Annotated in this window: 19 protein-coding genes and 1 pseudogene; 13 read left to right on the top strand and 7 right to left on the bottom strand. The window is 51.4% G+C overall.

Annotated features, from left to right (window positions below; all coding sequences use genetic code 11):
- Positions 1-132: 132 nt before the first annotated feature.
- Together EHN13_RS08305 and EHN13_RS08310 are read left to right on the top strand one after the other, a co-directional pair.
- Positions 133-1,731: an ABC transporter substrate-binding protein gene (locus EHN13_RS08305; protein WP_115602022.1), complete on the top strand. Its 1,599-nt coding sequence runs from the start codon at positions 133-135 to the stop codon at positions 1,729-1,731.
- A 17-nt stretch (positions 1,732-1,748) separates the two neighbouring features.
- Complete coding sequence (locus EHN13_RS08310; protein ID WP_048211611.1) at positions 1,749-1,982, top strand: YdcY family protein; 234 nt, start codon at positions 1,749-1,751, stop codon at positions 1,980-1,982.
- 77 nt (positions 1,983-2,059) lie between these two features.
- Here the strand turns inward: EHN13_RS08310 and EHN13_RS08315 are convergent, their stop codons facing one another.
- Positions 2,060-2,509: a DMT family transporter gene (locus tag EHN13_RS08315; protein ID WP_048211612.1), complete on the bottom strand. Its 450-nt coding sequence runs from the start codon at positions 2,507-2,509 to the stop codon at positions 2,060-2,062.
- Positions 2,506-3,024: a GNAT family N-acetyltransferase gene (locus tag EHN13_RS08320; protein ID WP_048211613.1), complete on the bottom strand. Its 519-nt coding sequence runs from the start codon at positions 3,022-3,024 to the stop codon at positions 2,506-2,508. The genes EHN13_RS08315 and EHN13_RS08320 overlap by 4 nt, the downstream gene beginning before the upstream one ends.
- A 37-nt stretch (positions 3,025-3,061) precedes the next feature.
- Between EHN13_RS08320 and EHN13_RS08325 the strand changes: the two genes are divergently transcribed.
- The 4 genes from EHN13_RS08325 (at position 3,062) to EHN13_RS08340 (ending at position 6,425) form a co-directional block, all read left to right on the top strand.
- Positions 3,062-3,637, top strand: a complete 576-nt coding sequence (locus tag EHN13_RS08325; RefSeq protein ID WP_048211614.1) for a helix-turn-helix domain-containing protein — start codon at positions 3,062-3,064, stop codon at positions 3,635-3,637.
- A gap of 69 nt (positions 3,638-3,706) precedes the next feature.
- Positions 3,707-4,741 carry an NADP-dependent oxidoreductase gene (locus tag EHN13_RS08330; RefSeq protein ID WP_124021196.1) on the top strand — a complete coding sequence of 345 codons (1,035 nt, stop codon included), beginning with the start codon at positions 3,707-3,709 and terminating at the stop codon, positions 4,739-4,741.
- A gap of 264 nt (positions 4,742-5,005) precedes the next feature.
- Positions 5,006-6,067 (top strand): 7-bladed beta-propeller protein YncE, encoded by a 1,062-nt coding sequence (gene yncE / locus EHN13_RS08335; protein ID WP_061067933.1) that lies wholly within the window; start codon positions 5,006-5,008, stop codon positions 6,065-6,067.
- Between the two features lie 136 nt (positions 6,068-6,203).
- Positions 6,204-6,425, top strand: coding sequence for a YgdI/YgdR family lipoprotein (locus EHN13_RS08340; RefSeq protein ID WP_101742167.1), 222 nt, complete (start codon positions 6,204-6,206; stop codon positions 6,423-6,425).
- Positions 6,426-6,469: 44 nt separating this feature from the next.
- Here EHN13_RS08340 and ansP read toward each other — a convergent pair whose 3' ends face one another.
- The gene (ansP, locus tag EHN13_RS08345; protein ID WP_101742168.1) at positions 6,470-7,912 is read right to left on the bottom strand and encodes an L-asparagine permease; all 1,443 of its coding nucleotides are present in this window, start codon (positions 7,910-7,912) and stop codon (positions 6,470-6,472) included.
- Between the two features lie 277 nt (positions 7,913-8,189).
- On the bottom strand, positions 8,190-9,731 hold the full coding sequence (locus tag EHN13_RS08350; RefSeq protein WP_124021197.1) for a methyl-accepting chemotaxis protein: 1,542 nt from the start codon (positions 9,729-9,731) through the stop codon (positions 8,190-8,192).
- Positions 9,732-10,262: 531 nt separating this feature from the next.
- Here EHN13_RS08350 and EHN13_RS08355 point away from each other — a divergent pair.
- The 6 genes and pseudogenes from EHN13_RS08355 to EHN13_RS08385 all read left to right on the top strand — a co-directional run bounded on the left by EHN13_RS08355 (position 10,263) and on the right by EHN13_RS08385 (position 16,878).
- Complete coding sequence (locus EHN13_RS08355; RefSeq protein WP_061067930.1) at positions 10,263-11,261, top strand: MsnO8 family LLM class oxidoreductase; 999 nt, start codon at positions 10,263-10,265, stop codon at positions 11,259-11,261.
- Complete coding sequence (locus tag EHN13_RS08360) at positions 11,261-12,382, top strand: amidohydrolase (protein WP_124021198.1); 1,122 nt, start codon at positions 11,261-11,263, stop codon at positions 12,380-12,382. Before EHN13_RS08355 ends, EHN13_RS08360 begins: the two co-directional genes overlap by 1 nt.
- A 24-nt stretch (positions 12,383-12,406) precedes the next feature.
- A pseudogene (locus EHN13_RS24310) lies at positions 12,407-14,665 on the top strand (NtaA/DmoA family FMN-dependent monooxygenase).
- A gap of 10 nt (positions 14,666-14,675) precedes the next feature.
- Entirely contained in the window at positions 14,676-15,185 is a 510-nt protein-coding gene (locus tag EHN13_RS08375; protein WP_048211623.1) for a GNAT family N-acetyltransferase, read from the top strand.
- Between the two features lie 9 nt (positions 15,186-15,194).
- Positions 15,195-16,121 carry an amino acid ABC transporter permease gene (locus EHN13_RS08380; RefSeq protein WP_048211624.1) on the top strand — a complete coding sequence of 309 codons (927 nt, stop codon included), beginning with the start codon at positions 15,195-15,197 and terminating at the stop codon, positions 16,119-16,121.
- Positions 16,105-16,878 (top strand): amino acid ABC transporter ATP-binding protein, encoded by a 774-nt coding sequence (locus EHN13_RS08385; protein ID WP_124021200.1) that lies wholly within the window; start codon positions 16,105-16,107, stop codon positions 16,876-16,878. Before EHN13_RS08380 ends, EHN13_RS08385 begins: the two co-directional genes overlap by 17 nt.
- A 45-nt stretch (positions 16,879-16,923) precedes the next feature.
- Here EHN13_RS08385 and EHN13_RS08390 read toward each other — a convergent pair whose 3' ends face one another.
- Together EHN13_RS08390 and EHN13_RS08395 are read right to left on the bottom strand one after the other, a co-directional pair.
- Positions 16,924-17,913, bottom strand: coding sequence for a zinc-dependent alcohol dehydrogenase family protein (locus EHN13_RS08390; protein WP_124021201.1), 990 nt, complete (start codon positions 17,911-17,913; stop codon positions 16,924-16,926).
- An 89-nt stretch (positions 17,914-18,002) separates the two neighbouring features.
- Positions 18,003-18,932, bottom strand: coding sequence for a LysR family transcriptional regulator (locus EHN13_RS08395; RefSeq protein WP_124021202.1), 930 nt, complete (start codon positions 18,930-18,932; stop codon positions 18,003-18,005).
- A 163-nt stretch (positions 18,933-19,095) separates the two neighbouring features.
- Here EHN13_RS08395 and EHN13_RS08400 point away from each other — a divergent pair, with 163 nt between their 5' ends.
- Complete coding sequence (locus tag EHN13_RS08400) at positions 19,096-19,662, top strand: glutathione S-transferase family protein (RefSeq protein WP_232034706.1); 567 nt, start codon at positions 19,096-19,098, stop codon at positions 19,660-19,662.
- 72 nt (positions 19,663-19,734) lie between these two features.
- On the opposite strand, the gene EHN13_RS08405 is transcribed toward EHN13_RS08400, so the two are convergent.
- Positions 19,735-21,045, bottom strand: coding sequence for an MFS transporter (locus EHN13_RS08405; protein WP_101742173.1), 1,311 nt, complete (start codon positions 21,043-21,045; stop codon positions 19,735-19,737).
- Between the last annotated feature and the right edge of the window lie 30 nt (positions 21,046-21,075).

Consider the following 21,075-nt stretch of genomic DNA (forward strand, 5'->3'; position numbering starts at 1 on the left):
CCACCTGCGATGATGAATTAATCAGCGAAACCTGCCAGATTAGAATAACCTGATAGAGATTTGTTATTAGTGCGTATTTGCCAGCTATGCTCTGATAGACGAGTAAATAATAAAAGAAGAAGGCTTATAACCATGATTGCAAGGAAAACGCTGCTCGCGCTGGCACTCAGCGCCGTCTTACCAACAGGCGCTGCATATGCCGCCAGTACTGATACCATCGTTTACTGTTCTGAAGCATCCCCGGAATCATTTAACCCCCAAATAGCCAGTTCAGGTCCGTCGTTTGTCGCCAGTTCACAGGTGTTGTACAACCGATTGATCAACTTCGATCCGGTCAAAAATACTCCGGTCCCGTCTCTGGCAACGGAGTGGACAATTTCCCCCGACGGCAAGACCTACACATTTACCCTGCGTCAGGGCGTGAAGTTCAATAGTAATAAGTTCTTTAAACCTACCCGTGATTTCAATGCTGATGACGTCGTTTTCTCAGTATTACGCCAGAAAGATGCCGATCATCCGTACCATAAGGTTTCACAGGGTAGCTATGAATATTTCAACGATGTTGGCCTGGACAAACTGATCAAAGAGGTTAAAAAGGTTGATGATTATCACGTTCAGTTTGTTCTGAACGAACCCAACGCTGCATTTCTTGCTGACTGGGGGATGGATTTTGCCTCTATTCTTTCGGCTGAATATGCCGACGAGATGCTGAAAAAAGGCACACCGGAAAACGTCGATAACTGGCCGATTGGTACTGGGCCTTATGTCTTGCAACAGTACAAGCAGGATTCACAAATCCGCTATCTGGCCAACCCGAACTACTGGGATGGTGAAGTTCCAACGAAACATCTGATTTTCTCCATCACACCAAATGTACAGACGCGACTGGCGAAACTGCAAACCAACGAATGCCAGATTATTCCCGCGCCAGCACCGGTGCAGTTTGATGAAATCAAAAAGAACAAAGATCTGACGCTGCATTCGGTTGAAGCGCTGAACGTCGGTTATCTGGCGTTTAATACGGAGAAAAAACCGTTTGATAACGTACTTGTGCGCCAGGCGCTGAACTATGCGACAGATAAAAAAGCCATTATTAACGCGGTCTTTTTAGGTTCCGGAACGGTGGCGAAATCGCCAATCCCGCCGAATATGATGGGCTTCAATAAAGACCTGAAAGATTACGCTTACGACCCGCAGAAAGCGAAAGAGCTGCTGAAGAAAGCGGGGCTGGAAAACGGTTTTGAAGCGACACTGTGGTCTATGCCGGTGCAGCGCCCCTATAACCCGAACTCTCGTCGTATTGCTGAGATGATTCAAAGCGACTGGGCAAAAGTTGGTGTGAAGGCGAAAATCGTCTCCTGGGAATGGGGGGAATATCTCTCCGGGATGCGTAAAGGCGAGCACGATACTGCGTTGTTTGGCTGGATGTCAGATAACGGTGACCCGGATAACTTTGCCGATGTTCTGCTGGGTTGTGACAGCATTAAAACCGGATCAAACGCCGCGCGCTGGTGTGATAAAGAGTATAATTCGCTGGTTCAAAAGGCGAAACTGGTGAGCAAACCGCAAGAGCGCGCCGCACTTTACCAGCAGTCACAGGAAATTTTCTATCAGCAGGCCCCGTGGATTGCGCTGGCGAATGGCAAAACCTTCTATGCCACACGCAGCAACGTCAGCGGATACAGCGTTAGCCTGATGGGCAGTGATTTTTCAAAGGCGAAATTAAATTAATGAGTTAAGGAGGGAGTATGTCGCATCTGGATGAGGTCAGCGCACGTGTTGATGCCGCCATTGAAGAGAGCGTCATTACGCATATGAATGAATTGCTGATTGAGTTGAGCGATGATGTTGCGTTGAGCCGGGAAGATCGTTACACCCAGCAACAACGTTTGCGTACGGCAATTGCACATCATGGGCGCCAGCATAAAGAAGATATGGAAGCGCGTCGTGAGCAGTTGACCAAAGGCGGCTCTATTCTTTGATATTTCCTTGCCGGATGGCGGTGTTCACACCTTATCCGGCGTTCTGTAGGCCTGATAAGCGAAGCGCCATCAGGCAATTAAAACGAACGTCTTGCCACCAGCCAGGCACCCACAACCAGCAATATCGCACCGCATACCGGACCCACCAGCGCGCGAAGCGGTACACCCTGGCTACGCAGAATATCCAGCACCAGACCGCCAATAAGCTGGCTGGCGACCAGCACCGCGATGGTGGTGGCAGCGCCTACGTTTTGGTATCCGCTGATACTGGCAAAAACAAAGAACGATCCCAGTAAACCCGGGATTAATGTCCACCAGCGCACGCTGGAAACCAGTTCGCCAAACCCCGCCGCACCTTGTTTAAACCATAGTATGCTGACAAACAAGACGATCCCGACCAGTGAGTTAAGCAACATAGCAATAAGGATTGTCGAGGACGTCTGGGTAATGCGTACCATCAAAGTGTTTTGCACCACCAGACCAATACCTGCGGCAATCAGAAAGGAGAGGGTCAGCGTCTGGTTCATCCACGCGCATCCGGTTCGCTGCGGTCGTCTAACTGTAGCTGCATAAAAGTCAGATCCAGCCAACGACCAAATTTAGTCCCGACCTGGGGCATCTGCGCGGTAATATTGAAACCCAGCGTGCTATGCAGGTGGAGCGATGCCTGATTGTGCGACTCAATTCCTGCCACCATGACATGCTTGCCACACGCGCGCGCTTCTTCAATGAGTCTGCTGAGCAGCCTGCGCCCCAGTCCTTTTCCCTGATGTTCCGGGTGCACGTACACTGAATGTTCGACGGTATGACGGAAACCGTCAAAGTTGCGCCAGTCGCCAAAAGAGGCGTACCCCGTGACGACGCCATTCTCTTCACTTACCAGTACCGGATACCCCATCAGTTGGCGAGCTTCATACCAGGAGATGCGGTTTTCGGCATCGACCGTTTGATCGTTCCAGATAGCGGCCGTATGCAGTACGGCGTGATTGTAGATTTCTGCGATGGCGGCGCAGTCGTCTTTGCTGGCAAATCGAATTGACATGTTGAACCTCAGGGGTTGTTCACTATAGTATTACAATATGAATACTATTGAAGACAGCATAAATCAACGGATCAGTGCAAGAATTCGCATTGAGCGGGAATCTCGCGGCTGGTCGCTGACGGAACTTGCCGAACGAGCAGGGGTCTCGCGGGCGATGATCCATAAAATAGAACGTGGAGAGAGCAGTCCAACGGCGACGCTACTGGGACGGCTTTCCGGTGCGTTTGGTATCAGCATGTCGACGCTGATTGCCCGAGCCGAAATGCAGGAGGGTAAACTGCTGCGTTTCGCCGACCAGCCGGTCTGGCACGATCCGCAAAGCCACTATTTGCGCCGCCACGTATCTCCGCGCAGCGATCTGCCTATCGATCTGGTGCAAATCGAATTACCGGCCGGCAGTGATATCCCGATGCCCGCCTCTTCCTACGTGCAGGCCCGACAGCTTCTCTGGTTGCAGCAGGGCGAATTGGTGTTTGTGGAAGGTGATACACGCCATGAAATGAAAGCCGGGGACTGCCTGGAGCTGGGGCCGCCAAATGACTGTCGGTTTATCAATGAAACCGCGCAGTCCTGCGTTTATCTGGTTGTGCGGTTAAACCACGCTGGCAATTAATGTGAAAGCATCACAGAGATAGCGCGTCTACTATTGATGGATTCATGCCAAAAGCTGAGGAGAACATCAATGGGTCAACAAATGCAACGCAATCGTCGCTGGGTTCTGGCGTCACGCCCGCATGGCGCACCGGTGCCTGGTAACTTCCGTCTGGAAGAAGAGGCCATCACCCCCCCCGGTGACGGAGAGGTGTTACTGCGTAACGTCTACCTCTCACTCGATCCCTATATGCGTGGGCGTATGAGCGACGAACCGTCTTATTCGCCCCCGGTTGAGATTGGCGCAGTGATGGTGGGCGGCACGGTCAGTCGGGTCGAGACATCGAATCATTCGGATTTTAAACCCGGTGAATGGGTGTTGAGCTATAGCGGCTGGCAGGACTTCGCCATCTCAAAGGGTTCTGATTTGGTAAAGTTAGGCGATCATCCTGAGCATCCTTCCTGGGCGCTTGGTCTGCTGGGTATGCCGGGCTTTACGGCATATATGGGGCTGCTGGATATTGGCCAGCCCAAAGCCGGTGAGACACTGGTTGTTGCTGCGGCAACCGGACCTGTTGGCGCAACCGTGGGCCAGATCGGTAAACTGAAGGGCTGTCGGGTCGTTGGGGTAGCTGGTGGGGCAGAGAAATGTCGCCATGCTACTGACGTGTTGGGCTTTGATATTTGCCTCGATCATCATGCCCCCGATTTCGCACTCCAACTGGCACAAGCCTGTCCGCAGGGTATCGATATCTATTATGAAAACGTCGGCGGTAAAGTTTTTGATGCCGTTTTGCCGTTACTCAACACCTCCGCGCGTATTCCGCTGTGTGGTCTGGTGAGTGGTTATAACGCCACATCACTGCCGACGGGCCCAGACCGTTTACCGCTGCTTATGGCCACGTTACTGAAAAAACGTATTCGCTTGCAGGGCTTTATCATTGGTCAGGATTATGGTCACCGCATTCATGAATTTCAGCGAGAAATGGGGCGCTGGGTCCAGGAAGGCAAGATCCACTATCGCGAGCAGGTCACTGAGGGGCTGGAAAATGCACCGGAGACCTTTATCGGTCTGCTGACCGGTAAAAACTTTGGCAAGGTCGTAATTCGGCTTGCTGAAGAGTGATACGGAGGGGTTAAAGACGGTAACAGCCGGATGGCGTCAACGCCGCCATCCGGCAAGAGTTGTAGAGCCAATCTGTCTGAATATTGATTTCGCCGCAAGCGAGTATTCATGGAGAAAATAAGCAGGTTTTCACCGAATGTGAATAAACACTCCACTTTGCGATAAATAATGATTACTATTCTCATTCTTAAAAGGCAAAACCATGATTTTGCTCATTGAAGCTATGTGAAGCAGTAACAACTGAATTTATCAAAGGGAGTCGTCATGTCTTTACGTCATCTGTTTTCACCGCGCCTGCGTGGTTCTTTACTGTTAGGTTCACTGCTGGTTGCATCATCATTTAGCACGCAGGCTGCGGAAGAACTGCTGCGCAAAGGCGTAGGTAAAGGCGCCTACGAAATGGCGTACAGCCAGCAGGAAAACGCACTGTGGCTGGCCACCTCGCAGAGCCGTAAGCTGGATAAAGGTGGGATAGTTTACCGTCTTGATCCGGTGACGCTTGAAGTGACTCAGGTTATTCATAACGATCTCAAACCGTTTGGCGCAACCATCAATAACGCGACGCAAACGCTGTGGTTTGGTAATACCGTGAATAGCGCGGTGACGGCGATTGATGCGAAAACCGGTGAGGTGAAAGGACGTCTGGTACTGGATGCGCGTAAACGTTCTGAAGATGTCCGTCCGCTGCAGCCTCGTGAACTGGTCGCCGATGACGCCACCAACAAGGTATACATCAGCGGAATAGGTAAGGAGAGCGTGATTTGGGTCGTGGACGGTGAGACTGTCAAACTTCAGGACACGATTCAAAATACCGGTAAAATGAGCACTGCACTGGCCGTCGACAGCAAGGCTAAACGCCTGTATACCGCCAATGCCGATGGCGAATTCATTACCATCGATACCGCCACCAACAAAATTCTCAGCCGCAAAAAACTGCTGGACGATGGCAAAGAGCACTTCTTCATTAACCTGAGCCTGGATACGGCAGGTCATCGTGCGTTTGTCACTGACTCTAAAGCAGCGGAAGTGCTGGTTATCGATACCCGTAACGGCAACGTGCTGGCAAAAGTTGCCGCGCCGGAATCCCTGGCCGTACTGTTCAACCCGGTGCGTAACGAAGCTTACGTGACCCACCGTCAGGCCGGTAAAGTCAGCGTGATCGACGCGAAAAGCTATAAAGTGGTTAAAACCTTCGATACCCCGACGTTCCCAAACAGCCTGGCGCTCTCCGCCGATGGTAAAACCCTGTACGTTAGCGTGAAACAGAAATCCACACGCGAGCAGGAAGCGACTCAACCGGACGATGTTATTCGTATCGCCCTGTAATTATTCGGAGGGGGCAACCCCTCCTGTCATTTCTCTATACTCCACGATACGCCTCGTTACACCCCATCGGTAGCCTGACAAACTTCAGAGACTTACACTACGCCCTCAACGGCTAACTGAATAACACGGGAATACCATGAAAAAGCCATTAATCTGTCTTTGTGCGGGCGTAATGCTGTTTACGCTGGCAGGGTGCACCACCGATTACGTCATGACGACGAAAAGCGGACAAACGATTACCACCCGGGGCAAACCAAAACTGGATAAAGATACGGGAATGACCAGCTATACCGATCAGGACGGGAATGCGCGGGAAATTAACAGCAATGATGTTGCTCAGCTAATTGAAGCAAACTAAGTCGCTCAAACGGGTAGGCCAGAAATCTGACCTACCTTAAAGCGTTATGGCGCGGTACGGTGGATTTCCGCGACGCGTTTACGTACACCAAACCAGCCAACGACCAGCAGAATGGCAATCAGCGGTAATGAGGCGATAGTGTAGGTCCCGTTCGGATAGTCAAACGCCATCAGCACCAGCACAGCCAGTAAAAACAACAGTGTTAACCAGGACGTAAACGGCGCACCGGGCAGTTTGAAGTGAACGTCTGTCGCTTTACCATCTTTAATGGCCCGACGCAGACGCATCTGGCACACCATAATGAATGCCCACGATGCAATGATGCCCAGCGAGGCAAAGTTAAGCACGATCTCGAATACCTGCGAAGGCACCAGATAGTTGAGGAAAACCCCGACGACGTACACGACAAGCGTGGCAAGTATGCCAGCATAAGGTACGTGTTGACGGCTCATTTTGGCCATAAATTTGGGCGCGGAACCGCCCATCGACATTGAGCGCAAAATACGACCAGTGCAATACAAACCCGAGTTGAGGCTGGAAAGCGCAGCGGTAAGCACCACGATATTCATAATACTGCCAATATAGGGAACGCCGAGTTTGGAAAAGAAGGTAACAAACGGGCTTTGACCTGCCTGATAGGCATTCCACGGCAGCAGCATGACCAGTAACACCACTGACCCCACATAGAACAGGCCAATTCGCCAGATAACGCTGTTAATCGCTTTTGGCACCATCGTTTGCGGATCTTTGCACTCACCCGCCGCAGTGCCTACCAGTTCAATGGAAGCAAATGCAAAGACGACGCCCTGTACCAGTACCAGCGCTGGCAGCAGGCCATGCGGGAAAAAACCACCGTTGTCGGTGATCAGATGAAAACCCGTGGCGTTACCATCGAGCGGTTTTCCCGTGCCTAAAAAGACAGTCCCGACGACCAGGAAGATAACGATAGCCAGCACTTTGACCAGTGCAAACCAGAACTCCATCTCCGCAAACCACTTTACGCCGATCATGTTCATGGTGCCGACAATGGCCAATGCGCCGAGGGCAAATACCCATTGCGGTACGTCACCAAATGCGCCCCAGTAGTGCATATACAAGGCCACGGCCGTGATATCCACGATTCCGGTCATCGCCCAGTTGATGAAGTACATCCAGCCAGCCACATAGGCCGCTTTCTCACCTAAAAATTCGCGGGCATAAGAGACAAAGCTGCCGCTGGAAGGGCGGTGTAAAACCAGTTCACCGAGTGCCCGCAGAATGAAGAATGAAAAAATACCGCAGACCAGATAGACCAGTGCTAAAGCGGGGCCGGCCATTTGCAAACGTGCGCCAGCCCCTAAAAATAACCCGGTACCAATAGCACCGCCAATGGCGATCATTTGTACCTGCCGGTTACCCATCGCTTTGTGATACCCCTCTTCGTGAGCATTCAACCAGCGTCGTTTCGCCGCGTGTTGTTCCGCGGCTTGCGTGTTGTGTGTGTTCATTACGTTTCCTGTTAACCTGACTAATTTACAAAATCCTTTTTGCCGCAGCAGTTGCGGCGAAAACAGCGTTACCCTTCATTGTGTTACCGCGGGAAACTGTCGGCCGAGCATCCTACATTCAATTGAGAAGTGACGCAAAGTCTGGACACGGGGAAATGGGGTTTTTCTGTGGCCTGAATCGACGGGATGTGGACTCGATTCAGTAAAAACAGAGGCGGTGGGAAAATGCGAAGGAATGCGCTCATCCTGATCGTCAGCAGAATGAGCGCTGTTTGCCTTATACCGACACGCCAAAGACCTGCACGGCCTGCTGCAATCGCGATGAGCGCTGCGTTAAATCGGCAGTTGCGTCAGTGACACGCTCCACCATCTCGGCATTATTGTGCGTCATGGTACCAACACGCGAAATGGAATCATTAATCAGATCCAACGCCTGGGTTTGCTCCCGCGTTGCCAGACTAATGTCTTTAATCATCATCGACATCTGTAACACATCGCTGATCATTCCGGTGAGATGCGTTTCTGTTTGTTCAACCATTTTTACGCCGGTATTGACGTTAGCGACGTTCTTCTCGATAAGCTGTTTAATCTCTTTTGCCGCTGATGCAGAGTGTTGCGCAAGATTGCGCACCTCCGCGGCCACGACGGCAAAACCGCGCCCGGATTCTCCGGCACGCGCCGCCTCAACGGCCGCGTTGAGCGCCAGAATATTAGTCTGGAAGGCAATGCTATCAATTACGCCAATGATATCGACAATCTGACCATTATCACGAGAGATCGCCTGCATCATGGCGATAGTTTGTTTCATAATATCGCCGCCTTCAGCGGCATTGGTGCTGGTTTGGTCGGCCATCGTCATGGTATGTGCCGCCGTTTCTGCAGTTTGCTGCACTGCACTACCAATTTCTTCAATGGCGGCAGCGGTTTGCTGAAGGTCTGCGGATGTTTCTTCAGAACGTGTATGCAGTGCGATACCTTCTTTAGAGACACGTTGGCTGATGGCCTGAATTCCGGATATTTGCGTACTAACGTCATCAACCAGTGAATTTAGATTAAGTCCGGATTGATTAACCAGTCGCATTAACATGCCGATTTCATCTACGCGATTTAAATGGCAGTTATCGGGTTTTCGTCCGGATACGACTTTCTTCATTTGAGTCAATAGTGTATTAACTGGCTGACAAATTTGGCACTTAAGGTAAATGGCAAATAACAGAAATAACGCCAGTAAACCGCCGGATTGAATAAAATGATTTACGGGGGCGAAAATTAATAACAAAGAGAGCAGGGCAACGACTCCCAAAGCATAATTGACGCGTTGACTAATGCTCAACCATTTAAACATCGAAGTCCATGCCAATATGCCACGGCGAATGATAATACCCTTAAAAAGACGGAACCCGCTAAGTTGTTGATTATTTATTTTTTCATACAACTGCTCACTCTGAGATATTTCGTCTCGCGAAGGAACAGTACGCACTGAGATGTAACCCGTTAACTTTTCATTGTGCCAAACGGGCGTGACGTTGGCACGTACCCAGTAGTGGTCACCGTTTTGACGCCGGTTTTTCACCATTCCCGTCCAGCTGTCACCTTGCTGCAACGTGTACCACATGTCAGCAAACACGGCTGGCGGCATATCCGGATGGCGAATAATATTATGCGGTTCACCCATTAATTGACTTTCGTTAAAACCACTGGCATCGATAAACGCGGAGTTTGCATAGGTAATATGACTCTCTTTATCTGTCGTCGATAGCAGCGTCGCTTTACCGTTAAGTGTGTGCTCAATTTGTGTAACGGGCATGTTACTTTTCATAAAGGCCCCATGATGGTATGTATAATTCATACAAAGATCCCCGTAATAATGCCAGGGGATATTAAAAAGCTGTTTTAAACCATTTTAATAAGAAACGCTGCATTCTCTACTAATCATCAGTTCTGTGAAAGTATTTAAAATAAAAAAATTAATGCGTGGAACCTATGTCTCTTTCATAAAAATGAAACAATCAATACAAGCGCATAACACAGACAGGTGTTTAGTCTGACTTAAATTAAATTCATTACTGAACGCATGCGTAAAAATAAATCAAACGGAAAAGGATGTTGCCGTCTTTCCAGTATCAATAAAAAACCTATTATATTTTGTAGTAGGCAAATACAAGCCATTTTTTCTGCAGAGTGCCGCGTCCAAAACCGGAAGTTTGGTTCCTGTTGGTATGAACGTTATCCCTGATCGCTGCGGGGCTGGTTATCTGTTTTTTAGCTGAGCAAATGTGAATTAAATGTTTCTATATGGTTATTTTATAATTTAATAATACTGACATGTTAACAAATATAGGCCTGCAACATGTCATACCGCCTGAGTATTCTGGATAAAAGCCCCATCGGAGAAGGTGAAACTGCCGCAACCGCACTGACCCGTACACTGCGCCTGGCACAACGCGCAGAAGAGTGGGGATATCACCGTTTTTGGATAGCTGAACATCATAATACGCCGCAGCTTGCCAGCCCATCACCGGAGCTGGTGATCGCCTGGATACTGGGACAAACCCAGCGCATTCGCGTGGGTTCCGGTGGCGTCATGCTGCAACACTATAGCCCCTACAAAGTTGCGGAAAACTTTAATCTTCTGGCCTCACTGGCGCCGGGACGTGTCGATCTTGGGATTGGAAAAGCGCCAGGCGGCTTACCGCTGTCAACGCAGGCACTGCAGTTGGGTCTTCATCAGGAAGAAAAAGGCAGTTTTGCCGACCAGCTTGCTCAACTGAACGCCTGGCTGGCACTGACCGGGACAGAAAGCGGGCAGACAGTATTCCCGACACCGCTCCCGCCTGCGCCGCCGCAAAGATTTGTGCTTGGCGCGAGCGTAGAAAGTGCACGCCTGGCGGCAGAGTCTGACTGGAACTTTATTTTCGCGGCGCACCTGAACGGCGATAAAGCGTTACTGCATGAGGTGCTCAGCTTCTGGCAGGCCAACAGTTCACGTCCAACGATTGTCGCCGTACAGGTTATTGTGGCTGACAGCAGTGATATGGCTGCGCAACTGGCGGAAGATGTACAAATCTGGGGCGTCGAGTTGGAGGATGGGCAACGTGTCACCGTCGCCAGCGAAGAGCAGGCGCTGGCTTTCGCCGCGCAGGCGGGCAGCGCACCGAGAACAATCGCCCGGCGTGAGCAGGCGTTACTGCACGGGAGTGCCCAGGAGGTGGTGGCAACACTGCGCTCATTGCAGGTGCAATACGGTATTGATGAATTCATTATCGATACGCCGGTGGCCGAAGGTCAGGCGCGCCTGACATCGTTACGCCTGCTGGCGCAAGCCCATAGCACGATGGAGGTTGTCTGATGTCATTAGCCTCACAGCTTATCGACTGGCGTCGCGAGCTACATCAGCACCCGGAGCTGTCCCTCCAGGAAGTGGCGACAACCGCGCGTATTCGTGACTGGTTGCATGCTGCAGATGTCACTTTATTGCCATTCAATTTGAAAACCGGAGTGGTTGCCGAAATCGGTCAGGGAGAAGATGTCATCGCTCTGCGGGCGGATATCGATGCGCTACCGATAGAAGAAAGCGCCGACGTTCCGTTTCGCTCCCTCACACCGGGCGTGATGCATGCCTGCGGGCATGACGTCCATACCAGCGTCATGCTTGGTGCAGCACTGCTGCTTAAACAACAGGAAACAACCTTACCGGGGCGAGTACGTATTTTGTTTCAACCAGCTGAAGAGAGTTTCGGCGGCGCAAAAACGCTGATCCGCGCCGGAGCGCTGCAAAACGTAGCGGCTATTTTCGGTATGCACAATGAGCCCGGTTTGCCGGTGGGCGAATTTGCCACACGCGGCGGTGCGTTCTATGCCAATGTCGATCGCTTTGTGCTGCGTATTACCGGAAAAGGTGCGCATGCGGCACGCCCACACGAGGGAAAAGATGCCATCCTCCTCGCCAGTCAACTGGTGACGGTATTACAAAGTGTCGCCAGCCGTGAGGTCAATACGCTGGATTCGGTGGTGCTTAGCGTCACCCGAATTCAGGGGGGAAATACATGGAACGTACTACCGGAATCCGTTGAGCTGGAAGGGACGCTTCGGACACATCGCGCAGAGGTGCAACAACAGGTTAAATCGCGGGTAAGTGATATTGTCGCTGGGTTTGCCCACGCCTTTGGCGCACAGATCGATGTTATCTGGCACGCGGGGCCCACGGCCCTGGTCAATGACGCGCACTGGGCCGATATTGCGACCAAAGTAGCCAGACAATCCGGTTACACAACGCATCATGCCGACCTGCATATGGGCGGGGAGGATTTTGCCGTTTATTTGCAAAATACACCTGGTGCGTTTGTTAGCATCGGTAGTGCCAGTGAATACGGATTACATCATCCGGGATTTAATCCGGATGAACGGTTAATTGAACCTGCCGCACACTACTTTGCACATTTAGCAAAAACGGCATTCGCACACCTTTAATTTACCTGTTGGGTAGGGGTTACTATGGCTGAAAATCGGCAACTACGGCTCGGAACTATTCTGCATGGCGCATCGGGAAATATGTCCGCATGGCGTCATCCGGCAGCACGTGCTGATGCCAGTATTAATTTTGATTTTGTCAAAGAGACGGCGCTTATTGCGGAGAAAGGGAAACTTGATTTTATTTTTGTCGCTGACGGTCTGTATATTAATGAAAAATCTATTCCACATTTCTTAAATCGCTTTGAGCCGCTGACGGTATTATCTGCGCTGGCAAGCGTTACCTGTCATCTTGGTCTGGTGGGCACGGTTTCAACCTCTTATAGCGAGCCGTTTACTACTGCGCGACAGTTTGCCAGTCTGGACCATCTTAGCCAGGGCAGGGCCGGATGGAATGTGGTGACATCCCCGCTGGAAGGTTCGGCTAAAAACTATTCTCGCGCTCAGCATCCCGAGCATGCCCTGCGTTATCGTATTGCCGATGAATATTTACAGGTAGTGAAAGGACTGTGGGATTCCTGGGAAGACGATGCTTTTACCCGTGATAAAACAAGCGGGGAATTTTTTAATCCTCATAAACTGCACACGCTAAACCATCATGGAGATTATTTCCAGGTCGCCGGGCCATTAAATATTGGGCGTACGCCGCAAGGCCGTCCGATTATTTTTCAGGCAGGCGCATCACACGATGGGAAAAAATTAGCGGCGCAGCATGCGGACGCTATTTTCACCCATCAGGAATCGCTGTCTGAAGCCAAAGCATTTTATCAGGATGTCAAAAGTCGGCTTGAAGCTGTCGGACGTCATGTCGATGAGCTGCATATTTTCCAGGGCGTCAGCATTATTGTTTGCGACAGTGACGCTGACGTAGAGCAACAGTACCAGGCGACCGCTGCACTGGTGTCGATTACCGACGCGCTGAATTACCTGGGACGCTATTTTGAACATCACGATTTTAGCCAGTACCCGCTGGACGCACCGTTCCCGGATCTTGGCCCCCTCGGGGAAAACAGTTTTCGCAGTACCACTGACGAGATCAAGCGCAATGCGCGGGAACGGGGATTAACCCTGCGTCAGGTGGCGCTGGAAGCTGCCAGTCCACGTCCACGTTTTAGCGGAACGCCGGCACAGGTTGCTGATGGTCTGCAGCAGTGGTTCGAGGAGAAAGCCGCAGACGGTTTCATCATTCAGGGGGGAACGCCAGATACCTTCCCACGGTTTGTCGAACAGGTTATTCCCGTGCTTCAGGCGCGCGGTTTATTTCGCCACGACTACCCCGGCACGACGCTGCGCGCAAGTCTGGGGCTGGCAACCCCTGCAAATCAATTCACACAATAAGAGAAAAACGCTATGCAGAAAAAATCGCTACTTCTTGCGCTGTCACTGACTTTCAGCGCGACAGTCTGGGCAAATGACGTCACCATCAACGGTACCGGCGTAAGTCTGGAAGCTAATAAAACACCGATTAACACGGCCAAAAATCCACAGGCGATCGCGCAGTTACCCGCCAACCTGCATCTGGCTGTACCGGGTAAATTCACGGTCGCTATCGCCGGACTGAGCCAGCCGCCGCTGACTGTATTTGCCGATGATAATAAAACGCTCATCGGCAGTGAGGCAGATATCGCTCGCCTGGTTGCCGATAGCCTGGGGCTGGAGCTGAATGTCGTACCCACGTCATGGGAAGACTGGCCGCTGGGCGTAGCTTCCGGCAAATATGATGCCGCGATCAGCAATATTACCGTCACCAAAGCACGCAAAGAAAAATTCGATTTTGCGACGTATCGGAAAGATTCCCTTGGCTTTTACGTCAAAACCGGCAGCAAGCTGAAGAAAATAGAGCAGGCGGAAGATATTGCCGGTCTGCGTATCATCGTCGGCTCAGGGACGAACCAGGAAGCCATTCTGTTGGCGTGGAACGAAGAGAATCTGAAGAAAGGATTAAAACCGTTTACGCCGGTGTATACCAAAGATGATGCTGCTCAGACGTTAGCTCTACAGTCAGGTCGTGCAGATGCTTACTTTGGTCCGAATGTCATTGGGGCCTGGAAAGCTGCCCTCAACGGCAAAACGCAACTGGTGGGCAGCGTTGATGGCGGTTGGCCAAAAGCCGCACATATTGCCGTCACGCTGAAAAAAGATAGTGGTCTGGTGCTGCCGGTGCAAACAGCTCTCAACGGTGTGATCGGCAATGGCGACTATGACAAGGTGCTGAACCGCTGGGGGGAAGGGGTAGAACGTATCCCACAATCTGAAGTTAACCCGGCCGGTTTAGGCGACTAAGGAGGTCAATGTGAGCGATCAATTCCGCGTTGTCTCGCCCGAAGCCATTGAGCTACAGCCGATCCTCAGCGGACTGTTTGGTGAGTACGCCGCCCGCTATGGTGATTATTTTTCTCGTGATGCTGAAGTGGAGCTAACCGAATGGTATCTGGCTCCACAGGGGATCTTTGTGGTGCTGGAGCGCAACGGCGAAATTATCGCCACCGGGGCTTATAAACCCTATGACAAAGACACCGCTGAAATTAAGCGTATCTGGACTAAAAGCAACCTGCGTAAGCAGGGGCTGGCAGCGTACGTGGTGCAGGAACTGGAGCGCCGGGCATTACTGGCGGGCTATAGCCGTATCTATCTGACCACGGGCTTTCGCCAGCCAGAGGCCGTCCGACTTTATTTGAGTCAGGGATACGATCCACAGTTCGATACCACACGTAACCCAGAAGAGTACAGCCAGCCGCCCTTTGATGGGAGGCTGCGCTTCACCAAACTGTTGACTATCGCAGGTCAGGCCAAAATTGCCTGAGGAGAGAAGATGAAAACGACTGCAACCATCAAAGTCGTCCCGGCACGTTATCCGATGCGCACCGTAGGGGCGATTATTGCCCTGTTTGTGCTGGCGGCGATTATTCAGTCTGTCGCGTTTAATCCGCGCTGGGAATGGGGTGTGTTTGCCCGCTGGTTCTTCGACCCGGTTATCTTGTCTGGACTTGGGCAAACGCTGTTGTTGACGCTCATTGGGACATTACTGAGCGTGGTATTTGGTGGGTTGCTGGCGCTGGCCAGACTCTCATCATCCTGGCTGCTAAACAGCCTGGCGTGGGGATACATCTGGTTGTTTCGTTCACTCCCGTTGATTGTGGTGTTGATCATTTTGTACAACTTCTCCTATTTGTACGACACGCTGGCGATCGGCATACCCTTCACTGCTATCCAGTGGGGCAGCTTTGAGACTATTAATGTCCTTGGACAGTTTTCCACTGCAGTTGTTGGCCTGACGCTGGTGCAAAGTGCTTATACCGCAGAAATTATTCGCGGCGGGTTTCTTGGGGTTGATCATGGTCAGTACGAAGCCGCAGCCGCGCTGGGATTACCTGCCTGGCGCCGCACGCTGCGCATAATCCTGCCACAGGCGTTACGCACCATTTTGCCCGCCGGGTTCAATGAAATTATCAGCCTGGCGAAAGGTACGGCGATGGTTTATGTGCTGGCGATGCCGGAACTGTTCTACACCATCCAGATGATCTACAACCGCACCCAGGAAGTGATTCCGCTGCTGATGGTTGGAGCCGTGTGGTATCTGGTGATCACCAGCGTTTTGTCATTAATTCAGCATCTGGTTGAACGCGCGCTGGCACGCAGTGAAAGACGATCCGCTATTAACACCGCCAGGGTGAGTCGCTCGGCTAAACGTCGTCGCCAGGTTCCACAGCAGGAGGCTATCCATGTCCCACTCGCCTGAAGGTCATATTTCCATTACCGGCGTCAGCAAATATTTTGGTCGCCATAAGGCGCTGGATAACGTATCGCTGGAGATCCCACCCGGTACGGTCACGGTCATTCTCGGGCCTTCCGGTTCAGGTAAATCAACGCTATTGCGGGCGATTAATCATCTGGAGCGTGTCGATGAGGGGTTTATTCAGATTGACGGTGATTATATTGGCTATCGCCTTCAGGGAGACCGGTTGTATGAACTAAAAGAGGCAGAAATCCTGCGCCAGCGCATTAATGTGGGCTACGTATTTCAGAACTTTAACCTGTTCCCGCATTTAACGGTGCTGGAGAACCTGATTGAAGCGCCAATAGCCCACGGGCTGGCATCGCGTAAAGCCGCTAGCGAACGGGCATTAACTCTGCTTGATGCGGTTGGGCTGCGAAATAAAGCCGATGCCTGGTCGCGTCACTTGTCCGGCGGACAGCAGCAGCGAATCGCCATTGCCCGCGCGCTGGCGTTAAATCCGCGCGTGATGCTGTTTGATGAGCCGACGTCCGCACTCGATCCTGAACTGGTGGGCGAAGTGCTGGATGTGATTAAGTCACTGGCACAGTCGGGAACCACGTTGGTGGTGGTGACGCATGAAATCGGTTTTGCCCGGGAGGTGGCCGATCAGGTGGTATTTATGGTTGACGGCAAAATCGTCGAGCAGGGTAGCAGCGAACAGGTGCTAAATTATCCGCGCCACACGCGCACGCAGCAGTTTTTGTCGAAAGTTCTGTAAATACGCGGAAAAAATGTTGCGGCACAAGGCTGTGCCGCACAGCGATTACAGGGTAACGACGATTTTGCCTACCTGACCGTTGGCCTCCATATACTGGTGGGCCTTAGCGATGTCATCAAACGCAAAGGTTTTATCAATCAGTGGCTTGAGTTGTCCCGATTGCAATCCTTCAAAGATGAAACGTTTAGCTCGTGCCAGTTTTTCAGCATCAGTGGTGATTTCGAAAAGCTCATAGCCGCGGAAGGTCAGATGACGGCCAAGGATCTCAATCACCGGGATCGACAGATCGCGACCGTCCAGCGAACCGTACTGGAAAAATAACCCTCCGGCGGGCATTATCTGGGCTATTTTCGCCACACCGGGGCCGCCGACCGGGTCGAAGACCACGCGGGTACCTTTGCCATCGGTTATACGATTAATTTCCACGACCAGATCCTGCTCCTGACTGGCGATAACCTCTGCCGCGCCAAGTTGTAGAAGCTGGGCGCGCTTCTCACTGGTGCGCGTCATCGCAATCGGTTTTGCCCCGAGCATATTGGCTATCTGTATCGCTGCCAGCCCGACACTGCTGGACGCGGCATTGATCAGCACGTTATCGCCAGGCCCGATATTGGCATATTCGACCAGCGCGCCAAAAGCCGTCACATACATCATCCAACTGGCGGCGGCCTCGGCAAAGCTCAGGTTTTCAGGATGTTTGACGACCGCATGAACAGGCGCATTGACGATTTCGCCATACATACCGTACTCATGAAAGCTGAATGCCGGAATGACGCTCACGCTATCGCCTGGTGCGAACTCGTGCACATTGTCACCGACGGCTTCAACAATGCCGGAGGCTTCATAGCCCAGGCGAGCAGGAAAATTGGGTTGGTAAATATACTGTCCGGTACGGTACATAATTTCCGCCCGGTTAATACCTATTGCGCGAACGCGGATCTGAACATCGTTTTCAAGCGGAGCCGGGGTCTGAATATCCTGAATATTCAGCACATCAGCGCCACCTGTTTGATTGAAAACCACGACTTTAGACATAGCGGACCTCGGTAAATTGTTCTGACTTGAGTCCGCACAATGTATCGGTTCCGGTGGGGGCGAAAAACCGCCGTTATGGAACTTCACTATTACTCAGATTGTAATAATCCCTGCAGGCGCGGTTTTTGCTCGTTAAAAAGCGCACACAGCCAGTCAATAAACACCCGCACGCGCGGGGCAAGATGACGTCTGTCCGGGTAGAGCACGGAAACGGGTTTAGCTTCCCCCGCATAGTCAGCCAGCACCTCAACGAGCTGGCCCGACTCGAGGTAGGGTGCCAGTACGGCGTGAACCCCGTGTATGATCCCCAATCCTGATAAACAACCTGTTAGCAGAATGTCGGAGTTGTCTACGCTCATTCGGCTTGCTGGTATGATAGATACCGTTTTCCCTTCGTTGATGAAGGACCACTCCAGCGCGTCACGATGACGTTCGCTAAAGAAGTTGAGTGCCTGATGCTGAGCCAAATCATCCGGTGTCTGTGGGATGCCCCGTATAGCCAGATAATCTGCGGACGCACAGGTCACCATTTTTACCTCGCCAAGTCGTCGGGATATCAGCGAGGAGTCCTGCAACTCGCCAATGCGGATCATGCAGTCGATCCCCTCCGCAAGCAGATCAATTTTGCGGTCAGTGGAGGTGAGTACAATCTCAATGTCCGGATAGCGTGACTGAAAGTTGCTTAGCGCAGGGACTATAATCGAGTGAGCCAACGACAGTGGAGCATTGATCCTGAGCTTTCCACGTGGAGGCCGTGTCGGTGAGAAAGAGGCCATGATGTCATCCACGTCACCAAGCAGTACTTTGGTTCGTTGGTAAAATGCGTCACCTTCTTCGGTCAGGGTAACCTTCCGCGTCGTTCGGTTCAGGAGTTTCGTCCCCAGATCGTCCTCAAGATGCTGAATTGCTTTCGTCACCGCGGGGCGGTGCAGGTGCAGCACATCGGCAGCTTTGGCGAATCCACCTTGCTCAACAACCTGTACAAAAATGTTCATATATTCAAACATACTGGAACGCATTGCTTATTCTCCCCCGGTATTCGACCATTGTTATTATGAAAGTAATAATCATGTCTGCATAGGTTGCCGAATGCTGCTCTACACTTAGGGTTTTAACATTGAGGGTTGCAGCATGATGAAAGTCTATGGGGTACCGGGCTAGGGATCGGCCATCAGTGAAGTGATGCTCACACTGGCGGAGATCCCTTACACGTTTATTAATGTGGACGGCTTTGACAGTGACGGCCCTTCGCGGGAGTTACTTAAAAAAATGAATCCGCTGTGCCAGATTCCAACGCTCAGGATGGAAAATGGCGACATTATGACTGAAACGGCGGCTATTGCGCTGATGATTCTTGATCGCAGGCCCGATCTGGCCCCGCCTGTCGGACATGTGGAACGTCAACAATTTCAGCGCCTGCTGATATGGCTGGTGGCAAATGTCTATCCCACGTTTACCTATGCTGATTATCCTGAACGCTGGACGCCAGATGCTCCGGCGCAGTTGAAAAAGAACTGTATTGAGTACCGTAAATCGCTTTATATGTGGCTGAACGACCAGCTAAGCGCCGAACCGTACGCGTTTGGCGATCAGCTCACGTTGCTGGACGTTTATATTGCCGTTATGCGCACCTGGGGGCCTGGACATGACTGGTTCCAGGATAATACGCCTAATATTAGCGCCATCGCGGACGCGGTTTGTCAAATCCCGCGGCTGCGTACTGTCCTGAAAAACAATAAGATTATTTGAATAAAAAAACGCTGTTCCGCAGGAGTGCAATTCCCGGAACAGCGGGCGAACTATCATCGCCATAAGTTTAAATTACGCAGCAGAAGGCGTCAGCGTAATACGATCCAACGGACCCACGATAAACAGATAAGAAATCAGGCCAATCAGCCCCATCGAACCGACGTACAGAATGGCGTAATCAAATGACTGGGTATTTGCCAGAATCACACCGATCACCAGCGGCGTAATGATACTTGCCATATTGCCGCACATATTGAATACGCCGCCTGCAATGCCAAGCACTTCTTTTGGCGAGGTATCGCTGAGAACGCACCATCCCAGATTGCCAAAGCCTTTGGCGAAAAACGCCAGGCTCATCGCGGCGATAACCACAAACTCTGACGAGGTGTAATTCGCGATAACGATGACGCAGGAAAGTAGCATTCCACAGATCACCGGCAGCTTACGGGCAATCGTCAAGCTGTAGCCGCGTTTTAGTAGCCAGTCGGAGAACACGCCGCCTAATAATCCACCGATAAAACCGGCAATGGCAGGGATACTGGCGACAAATCCCACTTTGAGGATCGACATTCCTTTAGCCTGATACAGATAAGTAGGGAACCAGGTCAGGAAGAACCAGGTAATGGATGTCACGCAGAACTGTCCGATATAAACGCCAATCATCATGCGATTGACGCAGACGCTCTTAATTTGTGTAAAGGTTATTTTCTGCGGCTCTTTTTTATTGCCCAGCGACGGTTCGCCACCGCCTTCCCGGATATAGTCAATTTCCTGTTGGTTTACCTTCGGATGATGCATGGGATCCCTGACTTTGACCAGCCAGAAGATGCCAAGAATAACGCCAATAGCCCCAATGTAATAAAAAACAAAGTGCCAGCTCAGATTATGCAAAATAATCGTCATGAGCGGCGTAATAATCCCTAACGAGATATATTGCGCGGCCTGATAAACTGAGGTGACAAAGCCTCGCTCGTTATTCGGAAACCACTGCACGCTTAATCGGCTGTTGGCCGGAAAGGCCGGAGCTTCAATGGCACCCATCAGTAATCGTAAGATAATCAATACGACAAGCGGACTGGCGTACAGATAAATGGTGCCCTGGAACATGGTCACCAGCGACCAGCCAATCAGGGCGCATCCGTATACCAGACGAGAACCATAGCGATCCAGTAGCCAGCCGCCGGGCAGTTGCATAATGACATAAGAAATACCGAAAGCAGAAAAGGCCAGCCCCATTGCTTCAGGATCAAAACCTAATTCTTTGCTCATTATTGGAGCCACCACGGATAACGTCGCACGATCGGCGTAATTAAATACGGTAGCAAGAAACAGAAATATCAAAATGCCGTAACGCACTTTTGTGCGCTTTATTATTGTGTTCATCACCCACTCCTTTCATAAGGTTGAGAGCGT

Source organism: Citrobacter youngae, assembly GCF_003818115.1.
GTDB classification, from domain to species: Bacteria; Pseudomonadota; Gammaproteobacteria; order Enterobacterales; family Enterobacteriaceae; genus Citrobacter; species Citrobacter youngae.